This is a genomic window from Methylocystis sp. Se48, from assembly GCF_056269425.1.
This window is the reverse complement of record NZ_CM149850.1, coordinates 2,010,055-2,028,363: the sequence shown is the minus strand read 5'-3', so window position 1 is coordinate 2,028,363 and position 18,309 is coordinate 2,010,055. Positions and strand designations below refer to the sequence as shown.

The following is an 18,309-nucleotide window of genomic DNA, read 5'->3' as shown; positions in this document are numbered from 1 at the left end:
TGGTGGTCACCATATGGTCACCATGGAGGCCCCAATGACTGAGCGGATCGTTAAGCTCACTAAGCGCTCGGTGGATGCGGCCCGGCCGGAAGCCGAACGCTACATTCTTTGGGACAGTGTCCTGAAGGGCTTTGGCCTGCGCGTCGAGACCTCGGGAACCAAGACTTTTCTTGTTCGGTATCGGACTGCAGGCCGAAAGCGCTTCGTCGCCGTTGGCCGCTTCGGTCAACTCACGCCCGAGCAGGCACGCAGTCTTGCGCAAGACGCGCTGGCAAGCGTACGACGTGGGCATGATCCGGCGGACGAACGACGGAAGGAGAGGGTGGCGCTGTCCGTCGCGCAACTTGCGGCGCGGTTTTTCGCCGAACATGTTGACGCCAAGCGGAAAGGTTCCACCGCGGTCCATTACCGTAGTCTGATCGATTGCTACCTTCTGCCCAAGCACGGCACTCGCAAGGCGCACGACTTCACTCGTGCCGATCTCGCGCGGCTGCATTTGTCGATTCAGGATCGGCCCTATCAGGCGAATCGCCTGCTCGCGGTCGTCGCCAGCATGTATTCTTTCGGCGAAAGGCATGGGCTTGTTCCCGAAGGCTACAATCCCGCTGCCCGCATTGAGCGATTTCCGGAGGCCCGTCGCGAACGGTTCCTGACGACGGAAGAATTAGGACGGCTTGGGGAAGCCTTTCGTCATTTCGAGGGTGACGGTCGTTTCGAGGAGGGCGTTGCAGCGCTGCGGCTGCTGCTTTTTACCGGCGCGCGTCTGAGCGAAATCCTTCATCTGCGCTGGGAACATGTCGATTTCGAGCGCGGGCTGTTGCTGCTGCCCGATTCGAAGACCGGGCGGAAGGCGATAACGCTCAACGTCCCGGCGCTCGCCGTCCTTCAATCAATTGAGCGAATTGGGGCGTTCGTCATACCGGGCGCCCGTCCGGACACGCCGCGCGCCGATCTCAAGAAGCCGTGGGCGGCAGTGATCGAGGCTGCCTCTCTTCCCGGCCTGCGGATTCACGATCTCCGCCATTCCTTCGCCAGCGTCGGGGCAGGCTCCGGGCTCGGTCTGCCGATCGTCGGCAAGCTCCTGGGACATACCCAAGCCGCGACCACCCAGCGTTACGCGCATCTCGATGCTGATCCTGTTCGCAGGGCGGCAGATGCAATCGGCGCAACCATTGCCGCAGCGCTCGACCGCCGGACCGGGCGAGACCGGTGACGCTGTCATGCCGTTGGACCCGAGGCGATCTTTGCCTCATTGACGGATTTCTCCGGCCGCGAAGAGAACCTCCTCCGCATTGTCCAGCACCGCGAGCATCTTGGTGACCACCCGTCTTGCATTTGTCGCGCCCTGCCGCGCGCGGTCGCATTCGTCGAGCAATTCCGCGATGGTCGGCGGGAATCTGTTCTTGCGCCAAATCCGAACGATCGCGCCGGCAAGGATTTCAGGCGCAAGGGGATGGTCGTCGATGACGATGAGCGCACCTTCGACAAAGGTTTGGATATTCGGAATCACTCCGCGCGGGAAGCCGTCGAGCAGGGTGGTCAACAGAACGATAAGCGTTTTTTCGTCGGCTTTGCCGTCAAGAGCGTGAGACAACTCGTCGTCCCACGCGTGCAATGTTTCTCTAGAGGGCAATTGCTGCACGCGGATCAGCGCCCGATCGCGAATGGCGGCTGGATTGCGTAAGTCGAGCAGCTTGACGCCAATCCACTCGCCGAGCCCCGCGTCGAGGATCCGACGCAAAATTTGCTGGTGAGCCAATAGCGGCTCGAAAAGCGCCCGGGCTCGATTGCCGCAGCGCTTCGCGGCAAGTAGCGGAATGTCGCTATCGCTGGGGGTAATTAGCGTCAGCTCGTCCATTGTTAGCCTCGTCTGTCGCGGCGACTTTGAATGCGTGCGAGAACTTCGTCGAAATCATCGTCGTTGTGCAGTTGCCCGAAGATCGAACGATTTGGTCGACGCCACTCGGCGGGCCGGTCCTTTGGAAAGACGCGCGGGATTGATGGTTGATCCCGCCAGCAATCCTGATTGAGCCACGTCGCCGGATGCTTGGTGTAGCGCGGGTCTTCGCCGTCGCGCTCGGCGGCGTAGCGCGCTGCGCCGCGAATTATGTCGTCTGGCGGCGCGCGTTCAGTCGCCCGAGCGAACGCGCGCATCGCCTCGTTCACGGCGACTTTTTTCGGATAAGCCTGCCAGAAGGCGTCGAAGGCGCCCGCCGCGATTTTCGTCTTGCTTAGCGAGGGGAGTCGATAAGAAAGATCATAGTTAGATTCTTTAAATAAGGTTGGGTGAACGGACGTTCGCCCTTTTTCGAACGGCTGTTCACCCATTTCGGAACCGTGGTTCACCCTTTTCGAGTCGATTGGGTGAATGCGTGTTCGCCCTTTCGATCGATGCGGCGTCTCGTCAGCGCAGCAAGGCCGTCGATCCCCATCTCGGGCCTTTCCGCGCCGCGGCGCGCCATTGTCGCTTTTGATGATCCAGCGATAGCGGTTGGTCTCTCCGCGACCGCCGCCGCGTTCAACGCAGAGGTGACCGCATTCGACAAGCCGGCGAATGATTTTCTGAACGCCTCGCTCCGTGACGCGACATTCCGCAGCGAGCCGCGCGATGCTGGGCCAGGCAAAACCCTCGCGTTCATTGACGAGATTGGCGAGGACATAGGCGACCATGAACGCAATCGGCGTCAAAGCGGGGTCGGCGTGCACCTGGTCGAGCCAGACGAATTTGTCGCGTGCAAACGATCCGCCATGTTTGGCCGCCTCGTTGGCATTGCCGGAGGGGGCAATCCGATCGTCGGAAAGCCGCGGAGGAGCGTTCGGCGGAAAGCGCCACTGTGAATTGGAAGACATTTCGAAAACATCGTCCGAGTCGCAGCGGATCGGAACCGCGAAACCTGCGGTGCGGAGCGATGGCGTGTTGCTGCGCGTAAATACAGGCGATCGGCGGCGTCTAGCCCTTGGCGGCCCCGACCAGCAATTTTGATTGCTGGAATGGATGTTGCTTGCGACTCTCGTTGCGTGGGCCCTTGCCGAAAGGGCCTACTGCTCAAGCTAAAGTCTTGAGGGCCTGTGGCGAGCGGCGAGCCATGAAGCTCTCTTTCCGAAGCAAGGTTTCGGTAGGAGGAGGTTCGATCATGGAACGTCGCGAATTTATCGGCGCGCTGGGCGTTGCCGCGGCAGTGGCCTCGATCACATCGGCCAGAGCCGAAGAAGGCGGGAAGGCCGGCGCGGCCGTCCACCATCATCCGCCGCTCTACAAGGCGCTCTCGGACGCGAGCGGCAAATGCGTCGTCGACGGCAACAACTGCTTGCGCCACTGCTTTGGCATGCTGTCGATGAACGACGCCAGCATGGCCGATTGCACGAAGGCGTCATATGACGTGATCGCGGCATGCGGCGCGTTGGAAGCGCTGGCGTCGGTCAACTCGCCTCATACGCCAGCCTTCGCGAAAGTGGTCGCGGAGGTCTGCCTCGCGTGTCAGAAGGAATGCGACAAGTTCCCGCAATATGTCGAATGCAAAGACATGGGCGCTTCGTGCAAGGCCTGCGCCGACGAATGCAGGAAGATGGGCGCGTAGCAGCAGCGGTTGCACCTGCGACCGCGCCCTTCAGGGCAAAGCTGCCGCAAGGGTCGCGATGCTGCAACAATCATCAATGCGTGGGAGCGACCAACACTGTTGTTCGCTCCTGCCGGGAACGCATGTCGTGGAAGCCGGATCGGCGCTCAGAGTCCGAGTCCGCGCGTGCGCGTAAATTCCCATGAGATTCCGGAGTCACGGACAACGCCGCTGACCTGCCGGCCGAGGCGGTCATCCATCACCGGCCGCCAGGGGACAAGCGTGAACTCATAGGCGCTCTCGACGATGGCGTATTTGCCGGAGACGAGATTCGTCGTGCCGGTGAAAACCCCCGAGACGCGCTCGCCTTCGCCCTTCAGTCTGAACGGCGCGTGCTTGTCCGCAGAAAGTGAATTTCCGGCGCTTTCGACCTCGCCCCGCTCCAGCCGCGCGATGAGGTCTTTGGGCGCGCGGACGCCGCCCTCCGGCATGCGCCACGCGTGGCCTTTGTCGACGAGGGCTTCCTTGCGCCGCTGCATGGCCCCGCTGACCTCGGTTCCAAAGCCAGCTTGAACAAGCGGCGCGCGATCGGGCGAGGTGAGTTCGCGGTCGAGCCAGGTGGCGCCATTGGCGTCGATCTGGGCTTCGAGGTCGAGATTGGACAGAAGGCGCAATGTCACCCGACCGCGCCGCTGGGCTTCATAGTCGGCCGCGCGCGCCTCGAAGTCCGCCGGCAGGCGCCAATGGTCGGCGTCGATCCGCTCCACGATCCCTGCCCGGCGCAGCGCCTCCAGCCGCCGCACATGGCTTGCGACATAAGCCTCATAGTCGCCGCCCGGGACGCGGATGCGGCTTGCCTCCGCCATGATGCGGTGGACGCTCGGACGATAGTCGCCTGAGGCGCCGGCGAGCTGGGCGATATTGCGGTCTGCCGGTCGCGGCCCTGCCGGCGCGGGCGCGATCTCCACAATCGATCCGATGGAGGCTTCCTCGGAGGCGTTCGCCATCGCCTCGGAGCCGAGCGCGACGTGATGGACGCGCCCATCAACGCCGTCGACGACGAGGCCAAGTCGCTCGCCAAGTTCATCGGTCAGTCGCTTGTCAATCACGCGGCCTATGACCGCGGTCTTGGCCTCTTCGCCGTGAAGGGAATAGCTTTCGAGCGCGCGCTCTTCGCCGCGGGCTTTCAGCGCCCGGTCGATGGCCTTGACGATGTCGCCGCGCTCGCCGAGTTCCCGCAGCGTCGGCTCGATCTGGTCGGACAGTTTCCAGATGCCCGGCTCGCTCTCAGCAGCGAGGCCAAAACGTGCCAGCGTCTGCATTCTGCCGATGCGTAGCGTCCGATCAAAGTCGGCGCGGACCTGGCCCGTCTCCGGCCGCAAATCGAGCGTTCCCTCGCCAGCCTCGGCGAGTATCGCCCGGTCGATCCGGGTGAAGCGCTCGGCGGCAATTTCCGCCGTCAGTTTTGATCTGAGTTCGAGGTCGGTCTCCGGTCCCAATTCGAGCGTCGCCAGTTCCTGCGCGCGCAGCCTGATCCCGTCCGTGATGTAGTCCTGGGCAATGATCAAATCCTTGCCCGCCTCGTCCTTGCCCCGGACGACGACATGGCTGTGCGGATGGCCGGTGTTGAAGTGGTCGACCGCGACCCAGTCGAGCCGTGTGCCGAGGTCCGCCTCCATATGTTTCATCACGCCGCGCGTGAAAGCGCGAAGGTCACTCAGCTGATCTCCCTCTTCAGGCGCGACGATGAAGCGGAACTGATGCCGATCCTCGCGGCCTTGCTCCAGAAACAAGCGGCCATCGGCCACGTCCGTCTCCGCGCCGTAGAGCCTCCCTTTCTCTCCTTCCCGGTCGGTCCCGTCGCGTTGCAAGTAACGCAGATGCGCGTCGGCGCCCTTGCTCCCGAGTTTCAACCGAACGATCCGCGCCTTCACCACGACGCGGCGCATCCGCTCGCTTGGGCCCCGACACTCAGCCGCGAGCTTCAACCGATCCGCCGCGACCTGACCCCGACCGATGCGGGAGCATCTTCCTTTCCGGGGCCGACCCGACGCGACATCGCGCCCCCTAACGGAACGACCGCCGCGCGGCGGCGCAGACCCGATCCCGGCGCCATTCGCTTTCGTCACGGCCTTCATAACCTGCGCGACGAAGGAGCGTGGTCGCCGGACAGCGGCGCCGCCGCGATCACGAATTTTCCCGGCGCGGAGTCGAAGGTCGGAAGCGTCGTCGTTGCTCATGCGCAACAGCTTGTCTCAGCGACGCGGCAAAACAAGCTACAATCCGCGCAGCTCGCATCATGGCGCTGAAAAAGAAGCGGGATGCGGAACGACGCACACTGCGGAAAGTCTCACGGCCGCCAAGAAACAATGTGCAGACAAAACCTTGCAGAAAGCCGGCACGGCTTCTTTAATCTTGCCTTAACTGAATAATCTGCAAATTGCACGCTACAATGCGACAGAATACTATGATCACCCATGCTCTTCCGCAAGCAAAAAATCGTCGCCCGCGGGCTGCAAGCCAGCCGAAAAAGCTACTGACAAACGTCGGCGCGGCAAGTTCGCGTCCCCCAACTTCGGAAAATTTGCGTCCGCCGCCGCGCGAAATTCGTGCACGGCGGCGGGGCAATCCGGCGCTCTGGATGCGTGCGGCTCACATTCTCGACCAGCGTCCGGCGCGTCGATCGGATGTATCTTGCCGAGGCGGTCAAGTCGTCGGCGCGCTGCAATTTCGCTGTAGATCGAAAGACAACAATTGGTGCTCTAAATAGCGGTCCCTCTCGCGAAAACGTGTAACCAAACCCAGACGCCCGACGCAACAACCCCGTCGTCGGATCGCGTCGGGAATGTTTGCTGTAGCGTGTTCGAAATCGCAGCGACCATGCGGTTTGCCGACTCACCCGTGCAATTTTTTTTGAACGTAATTCCTGCGGGCGAGCTCGCGAACTCGGGTGCGGCGAACGCGCTCACGCGCTATCAGAGTCGCTCGTTGACGACCGCTCGGTTCGCCGCTGCGCTGCCTTCACGCGCGCCAGACTGAGGAATCGCCGAAGCGCCGGATTGTCGTTATCCGGCAGCCAAACGACGCTGTGGTCGACCCAATCGTCATCGCCCGAGAGGGGGCGGATAACGACGCTGGAATAGCTGTTCGGTAGACAACCATCGCTCGTCAAACTGACGCCGAGGCCAAACGCGATAAGTTGAAACAGAGCTTCCTGGCAGACGGAAAAATTCTCTACTGTTGGTCGGGGATCAGCACTCCGGATATTCTGGATGATAACGTCGCGGAAGCATTCTGAACCGGAGTCGGAACCGAAGATGAAGCGCTCATCCCGCAGATACATCCAGTCGACCGCCTCGCAAATGGCGAGCATGTGATTGTCGGGCAGAACAACGCGGATTCTCGAACTCCACAGCCGTTCGGTGTCGCAATCTGGCGCGAGATTGGCGCCGGTTGTGATCGCAATATCGAGACTTCGCCCCATGACCCTGGCGATACGCTCCCGCATGGAGCCTGCGACGAAATCGAGTCCGACATTGGGATGGGCTTCTCGAAAATCCTTCACCAATTCGGTCAGGAATGCGGGTATCGGACCGGCGAAAATCCCGATCCGGATTACGCCTTCCGCGCCCCGCCCCGCCCCGCCGCCGCATTACGAACTGCCGACTCGATCTCGGCGAAAGCTGCGCGTGTCCTATCGACAAAGCGACGGCCGGCGACCGTCAGTCGGACGCCGTTCGATTGTCGCTCGAACAACGAAACGCCAAGTCCATCCTCCAGTGATTTGATGCGGCAGCTGATTGCGGCTTGATTGACGCCCAGCTCTCGCGCGGCGCGGCTGATGCTCGCGTAATCAGCCACCAGCAACGCCTGCGAGAGGGAGACAAAGTCGATGCTCTGAAACCACTGAGGCGCGCGCTGGCTGGTGGGAAATTGTGGCCGAGAACGTCTTCGTCGCATAATAATGTCGGCTCCCAAAATGTGGCCGGCCCACTTCAATATTTGTAGGAAAGGCTTGCTGACACGGACCTGGGCTCGCCGTGGAACATCGCGCCGTTCGACGTCCAGTTCGGCCGGTTCGTCAAATTCGCGGCGTTGATTTCGAGCTTGAGATTGTCGTTGAAGCTGTAGGCCAGCGAGGCGCCGAGCATCTGCTGGGGCGCGAGGGTGAAGCCGTAGGTGTTGGGCAGCGTCGCCTCGACGCGGCTGGCGTAATAATAGCTCGCGCCGAGTTCCAGCCCTTTGAAGTCGCCCGCGTCGAAGGTGTAGTTGGCGGAGACATTGTAAACCCGCCGCGGTGCACCTAAGAGATCGCTGCCCTGCTGCGAGGGGACGCTCGAATCCTTGGAGACAAGCGCGTGCAGGAAGGTGGCGACGGCGTTGATTTTCAGGTTCGGCAAGATTTCGCCGCCGAGATTGACCTCGATGCCATGGCTGTGCTGCTGGCCGGTGACGACCGAATAGAAGCCGCTGGGATTGGCCGGATTGGGAATGGCGACGCTATTGCGCGTGATGTCGAAAAGCCCGACTTCAAAGCTCATCTTGCGATCCAGGAACTCGCGCCTAAAGCCCAGCTCATATTGGGTGTCCTGCTGTGGCGGCGGCGCTTCGCCGCTTTGAATCCGCACGCCGGTGTTGGGGATCAGCGATTTGCCGTAAGCGGCGAAAAGCTGCGTCTCCTCGTTCGGCCGATAGAGAATGCCGGCGCGTGGGGAAAAATAGCCCTTGATCCCTTTGCTGAGACTCGATGTCGGCTCTCCGGCGAGCGCGCCGAACGGATCGAAGACGCGTTCGCGCTGAGAAAGGAGATCGTATCGCCCGCCGATCAGAACGCGCCAGTTCTCGTTGAGGTCGATCAGGTCCTGGCCATAGACCGAGCGGCTGATCGCGCGGGCGACGCCATTCGACCAATTGGCGCCGGCGTAATTGACGCCCGGCGAATAGACGGGGAAGAAAATATTGAGCGGCGCCGCCGGCGCCTGCGCGATGTCGTTCGAATAGCCGAAGAAATAGTCCCAGTGCTCAAGACCGAGAAAGACGGTATGGGAGAGGAACCCCGTGTCGAAGCGCCCGTTCAGGCGCAACTGCGCGTCGAAACTGCGATTGGCGACGCGCGCCCGCGCCGGATTGCCGAAGACAACCGACTGAAAGCCGTCATAGCCCCAGCCGGTGAACCAGCCCCAGCGGCTGGCGGAGAGGAAATAATCGACGACCGCGGCGACCTTCCAATCCTTGTTGAAGGCGTGCTCATAGGTGAAGGTGAGATCGTCGAAGATCGGCGTCTCCTGCTCATTGGCGGGAAGGCCGGCGTAGAATTCGCGCGGGACGTGCAAGAAGATCGGATCGGCGGGGACGCCGTCACGCCAGACGAGCCTTCCGCCATTATGTTCGGCGCGTAGGCTCGCTCGATCGCCATTGTCGGCCGTGAAGGCGATCATCGGCGCGACGTCGAAACTGCGCGAACGTACGAAGTCGACAAAACTGCCTAGGCTCTGCGCCGAGCCGGTGAAGCGAAACAGCAGGCTCTTGTCATTATTGAGCGGCGTATTGACGTCGATGGTGAGACGCCGCACGGCAAAGCTGGCGAGAGTTGAAACGGCGCGCGCAAAGGTCTCCTGCGTTGGCGCCTTTCGGATGTAATTCGCCGCGCCGCCATAGCCCCCCAGCGCCTTGCCGAACAGCATGGCGCCCGGACCTTTGAAGAATTCGACGTGATCTACCGTCGAGAGATCGACGTCCTGGGCGGTGAAGCCATGCGAGGCGCCGTCGAAGAGCGTCACCCCGGCGGGAAAGCCGCGCATGACGAAGCTCGGCGAATAGGCCGAGTTCGTCGCCGGGGCGTTGACATAGACGCCGCTCTGGTCGCGCCCCAGCGTCTGCGCCCGGGGCGCCTCGCGCGGCGCTTCGACCTTGGGGTCCTCGCGCGCGCGCCGCTTGCTCTCGCTTTGCGACTTTTCCTTGCGCTCGTCCTCCCGCGCCTCCTCGCCCAACGCCTGCCAGCAGCCGGCGAAGGCGAAGAGCAAGGCGACGAGCGGCGCCTTCATGCGCCCGGTCGATAGGAATGCCGCCGGCGCAGGGACGCGTCCGATGCAACGGCGCGGCGGCGCTCGAGCGCGAGTTGCGCGAGCGGCGCGACAAAGACCGCCCCGTCGGTCTCGCCCGCAATTGTGAAGCGGCACATCAGGCCGCAGTCCAAGCCCGCATCGAAAATGTCGATGACCGTCAACCGGGGCGAGGCACGGCCAGTCGTGCGGCGCGCGCGCAGAAAGTCGAGCAGAGCCGGGCGCGGATACGCCGAAACCGGCAGGGCACGGCGCAGATTTCGAACAAGGCGTTCCTGCTTTCCGTGATCTAAATTCATTTTCTCCTCCATCGATAACGAATGAATTCGCGTTCCAATCACAAATGTTACTCCGCCAGCGCATGTTGCGCGTCCGCCCGCCGAATATGCGCCAACCGCGCTGAACGTTTCTTCCACCAGATGTAAACGCCGGTCGCGGAGAGAGTCGAAATTGCGAGCCCGAGGAGGCATACGAAGGCTTTGTATGGTAAGCCGAAGACATCCGCCATGTGGAGTTCGCCAAGCCATGCGGTGAGCGTGTTCCCGGTTCGGAACCCTGTCGGAATTGTAACGTCTCTCAAGGCGCCGCTAACCGCGTCGAACGCGATGGACGTTGCGCCATAGGTGTCCGCGATGTCGCGAGAGCTCATTACATCATAGGAAAAGGCGGACCGATCATGCATCCGGTTGAGGCCAACGGGTCGCACGATGGAGAAGCCGTGCGATCGCGCTTGTTCAGGCATCAGCCTTTCGGCGACAGCCTGGGCTTGTTCCCAAGTCATGATCGCACCACCGCTGGCGGGCGCCTGGGGCGCTGGCCTCGCCCATAGAGGTGGGTTGAAGCCAAACAGCGCATCCGTGACGGCGACATATACGCTTGTCATGTTCCAATAAACGCTGGACCAGGCGAAAACGAACAGCATCACCCAAAGCCAGAGGCCGCCAGCGCGATGGATGTCGAAGGTGACCCTGTAGAAGGAACCGTTCGCCTTGATCCGCCAGGATGGGGACCATCTGGCCAGGAAGTTCTTTCGCGAGCGATCGCTCCGTGGCGGGAGGGTCAGTAGAAAGGAGACGAGACAGTCAACCGTCCAGATGAGCGCGACTAATCCGAGAAGCCAGGAGCCTGCGTCGCCCGCTACAAGCGAATAATGAAGGCGGTAGATGAAAGGCAGAATCTCCGCGCGGCACGTCGGAAAGGCGCCCCAATTCACGCGCCCGAACTCCGCGCCCGTCATCGGGTCGAGATAAATGCGGCTGAAGTCGAGTTCAGGCTGGCCGGGGCTCGCCTCGATCTGGATCATCGCGGTTCCCGTATAGCCCGTGAAGACGCTGCTCACGCGGGCGTTTCGAACAAGTTCTTCTGCGCGTTGAGCCAAGGCGCCAAGTGAGAGCTCCTTCCCGGGGTGTGGCCCGGGAAAGAGGTCCGGTGTCAGCCAATGATTCAGTTCGGGATAGAATGCGAGAACGCTGCCCGTCAGACCGACAACAAAAAGGAAGCCCGCAGTTGCGAGACCGGCCCATCGATGAAGCCGGACGAGCATTGCTCGCATCATGGTTAGAACTCCACTCGCAACGTCCCGATCGCCTGGAAAGGCGGAGCGGGAAGCACGCCCATACGCGGAGCCCAGTTATTGAAGAAGATATCGTTGCCCGTGTAGTATTTCGTGTTTGTCACATTGTCGAGATTGAGTTGCGCAGTCAGCTTGTGGCCTTCAAAAAGCGTCGTGTAGCTTGCGAAGACGTCGAGGCGGACCCAGCTCGGCAAAAGAAACGTATTTTGAATGTCGCCCCATGCGTGCGTCGCGCCAACAGGGCCCCCGCCGACTCGCAGACCGAGACCATTGTCGCCGAAATCATACGTGGCGAAGAGTTTACCCGAATGCCGCGGCACATTGTCGAGATGATTGTAAAGCAGGCCGCTTCCGAAGGGATTGAGCGGGTCCTTTGGATTATCCGCGATGACCTTTGCGTCAGTATAGGCATAATTCGCGATGACGCTCAGTCGGTCCGTTACCCGGCCTAAGACATCAAGCTCGATACCCCGACTGCGCTGAACGCCGGCGATACGCCGATCAGCCGGATCGGGCGTCGAGAAGTCTAACGTGGTGACGTTGGATTTCGTGATCTGGTAGAAGGCGAGCGCCATGTTGAGATCGGTGAGCACCTGCGCCTTTACGCCCACTTCCCACTGGATGCCACGCTGTGCGGGAAAAACTTCACCGGTCGTGTTGCGGCCATTATTGGCTCCGAAGGAGCGCGAATAGCTGCCGTGAACGGTCACTTCCGAAGTGATGTCGAAAGCGAGGCCGGCGCGAGGGCTCCATCCCTTATCTATATTTGTTGGCGCCCTCAGCCTCGCCGCGATTGCTGCCGCTTTCGTCGAATCAAAGAGCGGGAAGCCATTGGCGTCGTAATTTCCGAACGTGTCGCCATTCGTGACGTCGGCGATGTCGTATCGCACGCCCAGTAACAGATGGGCGCGATCATCGAAGAAATTGACCTGATCCTGGACATACATTCCCTTCTGGCGCGCGAGAAATGACGAGTGACCGTTAAAGCCGGCTCCCAGGAACCCTTCCTGGAAGCCCCAGGGCGAAACCGTTCCGTAGATAGGGTAATAGATGTTGATCGGGTAGTTCCCTGCGCCGATCGAGTAATAGTAGTCGTAGTGGCGATGAAGATAGTCGAGGCCGAACAGGAAATTGTGCTTGGCCCCAAAGGTCGTGAATTTTCCTTCCAGATTGATGTTGGTCGCGTAGGTGTCGCCTTGGAGATTCTGCGCCGTCGTGCTGCGGTTGAGCGTCGCCAAGTCCGAATCGAAGGAAATCGGGACAATCTGACGGGCGTTGAACCAGGTACTCCCATAGTGGAAGCGATTGACGATCTTCCAGTCCTCATTGAGGTTCTGCCGGAAATAGTAGCTTCCGAGAAATTGCGCGGTGCGATCGCGCGGATCGTTCGGTTCGTTGAACGTCCGGCGGATCGGGATCGGGGCGGGCGCAGCGCCGATCACCGGAATGCCGGAGAATTCGTGCACCGTGTTGCCCAAATATTGAAGGTCCGCCGTGAATTCAGTCCAGGCGGTAGGCTGATAGGTTACGACCGGCGCGAAGAGTATGCGGTTTCCATTCGCATAGGGGAGGAAGGAGTCGCTGTCCTGATAGGCGCCGGAGAAGCGCCACGCGAGGCCATTAACGGCCTTCACGGGCGCGGTGAAATCCCACTGCGTGCGATAATGATTAAACGAGCCGATTTGCTGATCGACGACGTACCGCTCCTGAAACGTCGGCTGCTTGGTGACGAGGTTGATGACGCCGCCCGGCTCCGCGCGCCCATAAAGAACGGACGCTGGTCCCTTGAGAACCTCGACCCGCTCGATATTCGCCATGTCGTTCATGCCCGCGAAGCTGTCGCCGGGCAAAGCGAGGCTGTTGCGGTAGACGTCGAGACTCGTGAAGCCGCGAATCTTGTAAACGTAGCCGCCGCGGTTATTGCTGTTTGACCTGACGCTGGAAACGTTCTCAAGAGATTCCTGAAGGCGGGTCACGGCCTGGTCGCGGATCACCTGCTTGGGAACCACGACGATCGAAGCTGGAGTCTCCCTGAGCGGCAAGTCGGTCTTTAGTGCCGTCGTTGCATTTCGGACGACGTAGCCCTCGGCAGGCGTCTTCGGCTCAGCGATTTTGACGGGCGTCGATTCCGAGCTTGAGCCGGTTGAAGGGACAGCCGCGGCTTGGCTGGCCCCGACGGTGCGCGCAGGATTCTGGCGCGCGCGTCCGACCTCGATCGTCGGTAAGGACTGCTGCGCGCGGGCTGCGGCGGTAAGCAAAACGAGAGTGAGAGCGGCGGCGGAAACGCCGCGCAGAGCGGTTTGACGTGACATTTTATATCTCCGGATTGCAGCCCAACCGAACAGCTAGGCTAGAGAACGGCGTTGCGACGATCCGCTCCGAGAATCCGGGCGGTCGGCTCCGTTACGCTGTCCGGGGAGGGGATTGCGCCGACCATGCGCTTCGCCAGCCAGGGGCTGAGAGCGGGAGCGGAACCGCAAGGCGCGGGACACGTTCACCGCGCCAAGCAGGGGCTATTCGATACGTTTTCCCTTGGGGAGGCGGTGCGGCGTCGACGAATGAAACGCTCGAAAGACAACAATCTGCCGAAAGGGACTGGCCATGGCCGTCGGAGGAGTCCGGCGCCTCGGAGCGGCAAATGTTGCTGAGAACGGCGCCCCAGAGGTTCGTCGCCTCCATATGGGAACCGCCACTCCCGGCGGCTGCAGCGGGAAGGACAAGCGCCTTGAGAAGGAACTGGACGATCAGCAGGGCCAGAAGGGTGCGACGAGCAACCCAGTCCCACCTGAATGCCGCGTATTGTGCCTCTGGCCGCCTCATGAGCCGTAAACGCCGTTCTCTTGCCTGTGCATGAGCCTTTCGGCGCGTTGAATCCCCGCCAGCCCGGCATCATGGGTAGTTGCGAAAAATCACGCGAGAATCACGCCCGGCGGTCATGTAGACGAAAGTAATGCTTGTGGCATTTTCGCCACATTCTGTGCGGCCAGCAATATGTTGGCGCTTGAACCCGTCGACGCTCTCGGCGCAGATTAGCGCTTTGTGATCGACTGGGAGTGGCGCTCATGAGAATTTTGCTGGTCGAAGACAATCGGGAATTGGCGTCCCGCGTGACGCGGCGCATCAAGAATGCGGGCTTTTTCATCGATCATGTCGAAAGCGTGGAGCATGCCTCGCGGGTGCTCGACGACTCTCCTTATGCGTTGGCTTTGCTCGACCGGCGTCTGCCGGACGGCGACGGCCTGAGCCTCATCCCCAGCATAAGGTCGAAACAGCCCGGCATTCGCATTCTCATGCTCACCGCTTTGGACGCCGTGGACGACCGCATTGTGGGGTTGGATGCCGGAGCGGATGATTATCTCACAAAGCCCTTCAACCTCGACGAGATGATGGCGCGCATCCGCGCAAGTTTGCGACGCCCGGGTGCGGAGAACGCGCCCCCAGTTAAAATCGGGAGCCTGTCATTTGAGTTCAGTACAAGGCTGGTGACGATCAATGAGCAGCCCGTCGTCTTTCTCCGGCGCGAATTGAGTCTGCTGGAGGCGCTGATCGGACGCATGGGTCGAATAGTTACGAGAGAGGCTTTGATCGACGCGGTTTACGGGATAGACGACGACGTCCAGCCCCAGGCCTTGACGACACTGGTCTACCGCCTGCGTAGCCGACTGCAGGAACTCGGCTCCGGCGTTGATTTGCATGTCGTGCGTGGCGTCGGCTACATGATCGCAGCAGAAAAGCGAAATCTGAGCAAATGACCGCGGACCCTTCTCTTGCGCGTAGGGTCGTGCTGCATCTTTTCGTCGCGCAGATTGCCGCATTCGTGATCGGCGCAATGCTGACGATGGGTTTGGAACTCGCCAAGGTCGCCTATTTTCGTACTTCCCTCGACGAGTTCGCAACCTATCGCGTCAGCAATCTGGTCAAAAAGTCGTTGAATCAGGGGAATGGCGAACTTTTCATCGCTCCAATTCCCGAATTGCAGTCTGAAATCGAGCGTGCGCCGGGAATGAAATTCGCTGTATTCGACGAATTGCGGCGTCCACTGAAAGGCTCTTCGCCAGACCTTGCTGCTGCGCTCGCCAAGGCCGGCGTGATTCAGATGACGGCCGCCCATCTGCATTTCAATCTCCCCGGCGACGTCGAAGTCAGTCCTCTTGGTTACATGGAGCGCCGATGGACGCCGTACGGTTGGCTGCATGTCGCAGTCTACCGCCAGAAATTTCGTTGGGACGACGTATTCGGGTATTTGCTGGACGCGGCGCAATGGATGGCAGTCTATCTGATCGCCATCGTGTCGTTGTCCGCGGTCGTCGCTTGGTACGCCGTGCGCAAAGGTCTGACGCCGCTCCGCGACGCCGCAATGCAAGTGGAAGCGATCGATCTCGACAATCTCGATCGTAACATCATCACCCAATCCGTCCCAAGAGAAGTGCGCCCATTTGTCAATGCGATCAACGACGCGCTCGCGCGGCTGAATGCCAGCGCCGCCAGAATGCGCCGCTACATTGCAAACGCCGCGCACGAACTGCGAACGCCGCTCGCTATCATGCGCGCGCGTCTCGAAGACACGGAAGAGCCTACTTTCCGGCAGGACCTATTGCGCGATGCAAGCCACCTGCAGGCGATCGTCGAGCAGATGCTTATATCGACGCGACTAACGGAACGCCAAGCTTCGCTTAGCGACGAAGTGGACTTGATCGCGACCATTCGCCAGATCGTCGCCGATTACACGCCGCTTATTATCGAATGCGATCGAAACATTGAACTGGACGCAGTCTCCGATTCGATCGTAGTTCGCGGGAATCGCAGGGCGATCGAATGCGTCGCCGGAAATCTGATCGACAACGCTCTCCGCGCAGAACCGGCCGGGGGAAAAGTTAAAGTTCAGGTAAGCAAGCCGGCGATCGTCTCGGTGGCCGATCATGGATCAGGCATCGACCCTTCGGATCGGGAATCCATCTTTGAACCGTTCTGGCGAAAGAGTGACGCAACGCCTGGAACCGGGTTGGGGCTAGCAATTTCAAAAGAACTTATGGACAAACTCGGCGGTCGCATCTGGGTCGAGGACACGCCCGGCGGCGGAGCGACGTTCAAACTATTGTTTCGAATTACACCTTCGAATTGATTCCCACCTGTGAGACCGTGGGCCGAGAATGCGGTTGGTCCGACCTTATTCGATCAATGTACAGCAACCCACTTGCTGGTCACCATTTGGTCACCAGTAAGATTTTTGCTCATCCTATATTTTCATAACATATTGAATTTATTGGTGCCGGTTGCAGGATTCGAACCCGCGACCTACTGATTACAAATCAGTTGCTCTACCAGCTGAGCTAAACCGGCCCGATTGCAGGAACCTGTAATCGTCGAAGGCGCGTTCCAGGTCAATCCTGCAGTGCGAAGCCGAGGCGCATGCGGACGATGGAGAGCGTCGCGGCGCAGGCGTTGGACACGTTCAGGCTCTTGATGGGGCCAGGGAGATCGAGCCGCGCGATCACGTCGCAACGCTCGCGCGTCAGACGGCGCAGGCCCTTGCCCTCGGCGCCGAGGACGAGCGCGAGCGGTCGCGTCAGAGGAACGGTTTCAATCGGCGCCGCGCCTTCCGAATCGAGGCCGACGACGCTGTATCCGCGGTCCCGCAACGCATCCAGGGCCCGCGCGAGATTGACGACGGAGACGATGGTCACATGCTCCAGCGCGCCCGACGCCGCCTTGCCGAGCACGCCGGTGAATTCCGGGCTGTGACGCTCCGTCACGATCAGCGCGTCGACGCCATAGGCGCAGGACGTGCGCAGGATCGCGCCGACATTATGCGGATCGGTCACCTGATCGAGCGCCAGAACCACGCCGCTCCGATTCTCGATGTCGCTGATGTCCGCTTCCGGAAGGGGGCGCGCCTCGAGAAGCAGGCCCTGGTGCACGGCGTCCTGGCCGAGGCGGCGAGACAGTTCGCGGGCGTCGACCAGGCGCGGATCGAGCCCCGCGGCCTTCGCCAGATCGACGATCCGGGGGAGGGCGCTTTCGGTCGCGTAGAGCGACAGGAGTTTGCGGCGTCCGCTCTTGAGCGCCTCCCGGACGGCATGAGCGCCGTAAAGCGTCACAACCTCGGGGGAGGGTCCCCGGAAGGGGCCGTGCGGCGAATCGCTTCGCGCTCCGTCGCGCTGAGTGACCTTCCCCGAGGGCGGCGGGGCGTCTCTGCGACGATCCTTCGGCGGCAAGCGTCGACTCATCGCAGCGCCGCCGTCTTCACCCACCACTCGGGATGTTGGGCTCGAATAGCGGCGGCGGCGCGGGCCGCGGCGCGTGGCGTGGAGAAAATCGCGAAACAAGTGGCGCCGGAGCCCGACATGCGCGCGAGCTTGCAGCCTCGCGCCGCGCGCAGCACCGCCAGCACGTCAACTATCGCCGGCGCCTGAAGACAGGCGGCGTCCTCCAGATCGTTGCGGCCGCGGGACAGCGTCGCGAGCAGTTCCACCGCCGGCGCGCCCGACCCAACCTCCGGATGGGCGGCGGCGGCCGTGCGTTGGCCCGGCTGCAGGCCGAGACGCGCGAAGACAGGCCGAGTCTCCACCGGGACGCCGGGGTTGACGAGAACCGCCGGCAAAAGCGGCAGCCGCAGGACCGGGCCAAGCGATTCGCCCGCGCCGCGCATCATCCGCGCCCGTCCGGCAAGGCAGACCGGCACGTCGGCGCCGGTTGCGCGCGCCGCTTCGTAAATTCGCGGATCTTCAGGCGTCAGCGCGCTCGCGAAGGCAATCAGCCGCAAGGCGGCCGCGGCGTCAGACGACCCGCCGCCGATTCCCGCTGCAACGGGAAGCCGCTTCTGGAGCCGGAAGGCGCCGAGCGTCAGGCCCTCGACTCGTTCGGCCAGGTTGCGCGCCGCGCGCAGGACGAGATTGTCGTCGCCCGCTCCGGCGGCGGTCGCCGTGGGGCCGTCGATGTCGAACGAGAGGCGCGGGCCGGGAACGAAGCTCAGCGTATCGCCCGCGCCGCTGAAAGCGACGAGGCTTTCCAGCTCGTGATAGCCGTCTTCCCGTCGACCGCATATGTGGAGCGTAAGATTGATTTTCGCGGGGGCGCGCGTAACCAGCATCTAACCCCGTCCTCCGCTGTGGGTAAT

The 18,309-nt window shown here is 61.6% G+C and carries 15 protein-coding genes, 1 tRNA gene and 1 pseudogene; 4 read left to right on the top strand and 13 right to left on the bottom strand.

The features are described from left to right. Positions 1-34 precede the first annotated feature (34 nt). The gene (locus ACV959_RS10035; RefSeq protein WP_475736468.1) at positions 35-1,213 is read left to right on the top strand and encodes a tyrosine-type recombinase/integrase; all 1,179 of its coding nucleotides are present in this window, start codon (positions 35-37) and stop codon (positions 1,211-1,213) included. Between the two features lie 36 nt (positions 1,214-1,249). On the opposite strand, the gene ACV959_RS10030 is transcribed toward ACV959_RS10035, so the two are convergent. The 3 genes and pseudogenes from ACV959_RS10030 to ACV959_RS10020 form a co-directional block, all read right to left on the bottom strand. Beyond that, positions 1,250-1,858 (bottom strand): hypothetical protein, encoded by a 609-nt coding sequence (locus ACV959_RS10030; RefSeq protein WP_475736467.1) that lies wholly within the window; start codon positions 1,856-1,858, stop codon positions 1,250-1,252. A 2-nt stretch (positions 1,859-1,860) separates the two neighbouring features. Next, positions 1,861-2,328: a hypothetical protein gene (locus ACV959_RS10025; protein ID WP_475739736.1), complete on the bottom strand. Its 468-nt coding sequence runs from the start codon at positions 2,326-2,328 to the stop codon at positions 1,861-1,863. A gap of 258 nt (positions 2,329-2,586) precedes the next feature. Continuing rightward, positions 2,587-2,670 (bottom strand): annotated as a pseudogene (locus tag ACV959_RS10020) (hypothetical protein); the annotation flags it as partial. A 464-nt stretch (positions 2,671-3,134) separates the two neighbouring features. Here ACV959_RS10020 and ACV959_RS10015 point away from each other — a divergent pair. Next, complete coding sequence (locus ACV959_RS10015) at positions 3,135-3,578, top strand: four-helix bundle copper-binding protein (protein WP_475736466.1); 444 nt, start codon at positions 3,135-3,137, stop codon at positions 3,576-3,578. Between the two features lie 146 nt (positions 3,579-3,724). On the opposite strand, the gene ACV959_RS10010 is transcribed toward ACV959_RS10015, so the two are convergent. The 7 genes from ACV959_RS10010 to ACV959_RS09980 all read right to left on the bottom strand — a co-directional run bounded on the left by ACV959_RS10010 (position 3,725) and on the right by ACV959_RS09980 (position 13,504). Beyond that, positions 3,725-5,506, bottom strand: a complete 1,782-nt coding sequence (locus ACV959_RS10010) for a DUF3363 domain-containing protein (RefSeq protein ID WP_475736465.1) — start codon at positions 5,504-5,506, stop codon at positions 3,725-3,727. A 1,016-nt stretch (positions 5,507-6,522) separates the two neighbouring features. After that, on the bottom strand, positions 6,523-7,134 hold the full coding sequence (locus tag ACV959_RS10005) for a LysR family substrate-binding domain-containing protein (protein WP_475739637.1): 612 nt from the start codon (positions 7,132-7,134) through the stop codon (positions 6,523-6,525). A gap of 38 nt (positions 7,135-7,172) precedes the next feature. After that, positions 7,173-7,517 (bottom strand): LysR family transcriptional regulator, encoded by a 345-nt coding sequence (locus tag ACV959_RS10000; RefSeq protein ID WP_475736464.1) that lies wholly within the window; start codon positions 7,515-7,517, stop codon positions 7,173-7,175. Positions 7,518-7,552: 35 nt separating this feature from the next. Beyond that, entirely contained in the window at positions 7,553-9,601 is a 2,049-nt protein-coding gene (locus ACV959_RS09995) for a TonB-dependent receptor (protein ID WP_475736463.1), read from the bottom strand. Further along, positions 9,598-9,918: a hypothetical protein gene (locus ACV959_RS09990; RefSeq protein WP_475736462.1), complete on the bottom strand. Its 321-nt coding sequence runs from the start codon at positions 9,916-9,918 to the stop codon at positions 9,598-9,600. The genes ACV959_RS09995 and ACV959_RS09990 overlap by 4 nt, the downstream gene beginning before the upstream one ends. A gap of 47 nt (positions 9,919-9,965) precedes the next feature. Further along, positions 9,966-11,162 (bottom strand): PepSY-associated TM helix domain-containing protein, encoded by a 1,197-nt coding sequence (locus tag ACV959_RS09985; protein WP_475739635.1) that lies wholly within the window; start codon positions 11,160-11,162, stop codon positions 9,966-9,968. A gap of 14 nt (positions 11,163-11,176) precedes the next feature. Continuing rightward, on the bottom strand, positions 11,177-13,504 hold the full coding sequence (locus ACV959_RS09980) for a TonB-dependent siderophore receptor (protein WP_475736461.1): 2,328 nt from the start codon (positions 13,502-13,504) through the stop codon (positions 11,177-11,179). Between the two features lie 750 nt (positions 13,505-14,254). On the opposite strand from ACV959_RS09980, the gene ACV959_RS09975 reads away from it, so the two are divergent. Further along, positions 14,255-14,944, top strand: a complete 690-nt coding sequence (locus ACV959_RS09975) for a response regulator transcription factor (RefSeq protein ID WP_475739633.1) — start codon at positions 14,255-14,257, stop codon at positions 14,942-14,944. After that, positions 14,941-16,314, top strand: coding sequence for a sensor histidine kinase (locus tag ACV959_RS09970; protein WP_475736460.1), 1,374 nt, complete (start codon positions 14,941-14,943; stop codon positions 16,312-16,314). Before ACV959_RS09975 ends, ACV959_RS09970 begins: the two co-directional genes overlap by 4 nt. 142 nt (positions 16,315-16,456) lie before the next feature. Here ACV959_RS09970 and ACV959_RS09965 read toward each other — a convergent pair. From ACV959_RS09965 to ACV959_RS09955, 3 genes are all read right to left on the bottom strand, one after another. Further along, a tRNA-Thr gene (locus ACV959_RS09965) sits at positions 16,457-16,532 on the bottom strand. Positions 16,533-16,573: 41 nt separating this feature from the next. Further along, on the bottom strand, positions 16,574-17,419 hold the full coding sequence (rlmB, locus tag ACV959_RS09960; protein WP_475736459.1) for a 23S rRNA (guanosine(2251)-2'-O)-methyltransferase RlmB: 846 nt from the start codon (positions 17,417-17,419) through the stop codon (positions 16,574-16,576). Then, entirely contained in the window at positions 17,416-18,282 is an 867-nt protein-coding gene (locus tag ACV959_RS09955) for a 4-(cytidine 5'-diphospho)-2-C-methyl-D-erythritol kinase (protein ID WP_475736458.1), read from the bottom strand. The genes rlmB and ACV959_RS09955 overlap by 4 nt, the downstream gene beginning before the upstream one ends. Positions 18,283-18,309: the final 27 nt, after the last annotated feature.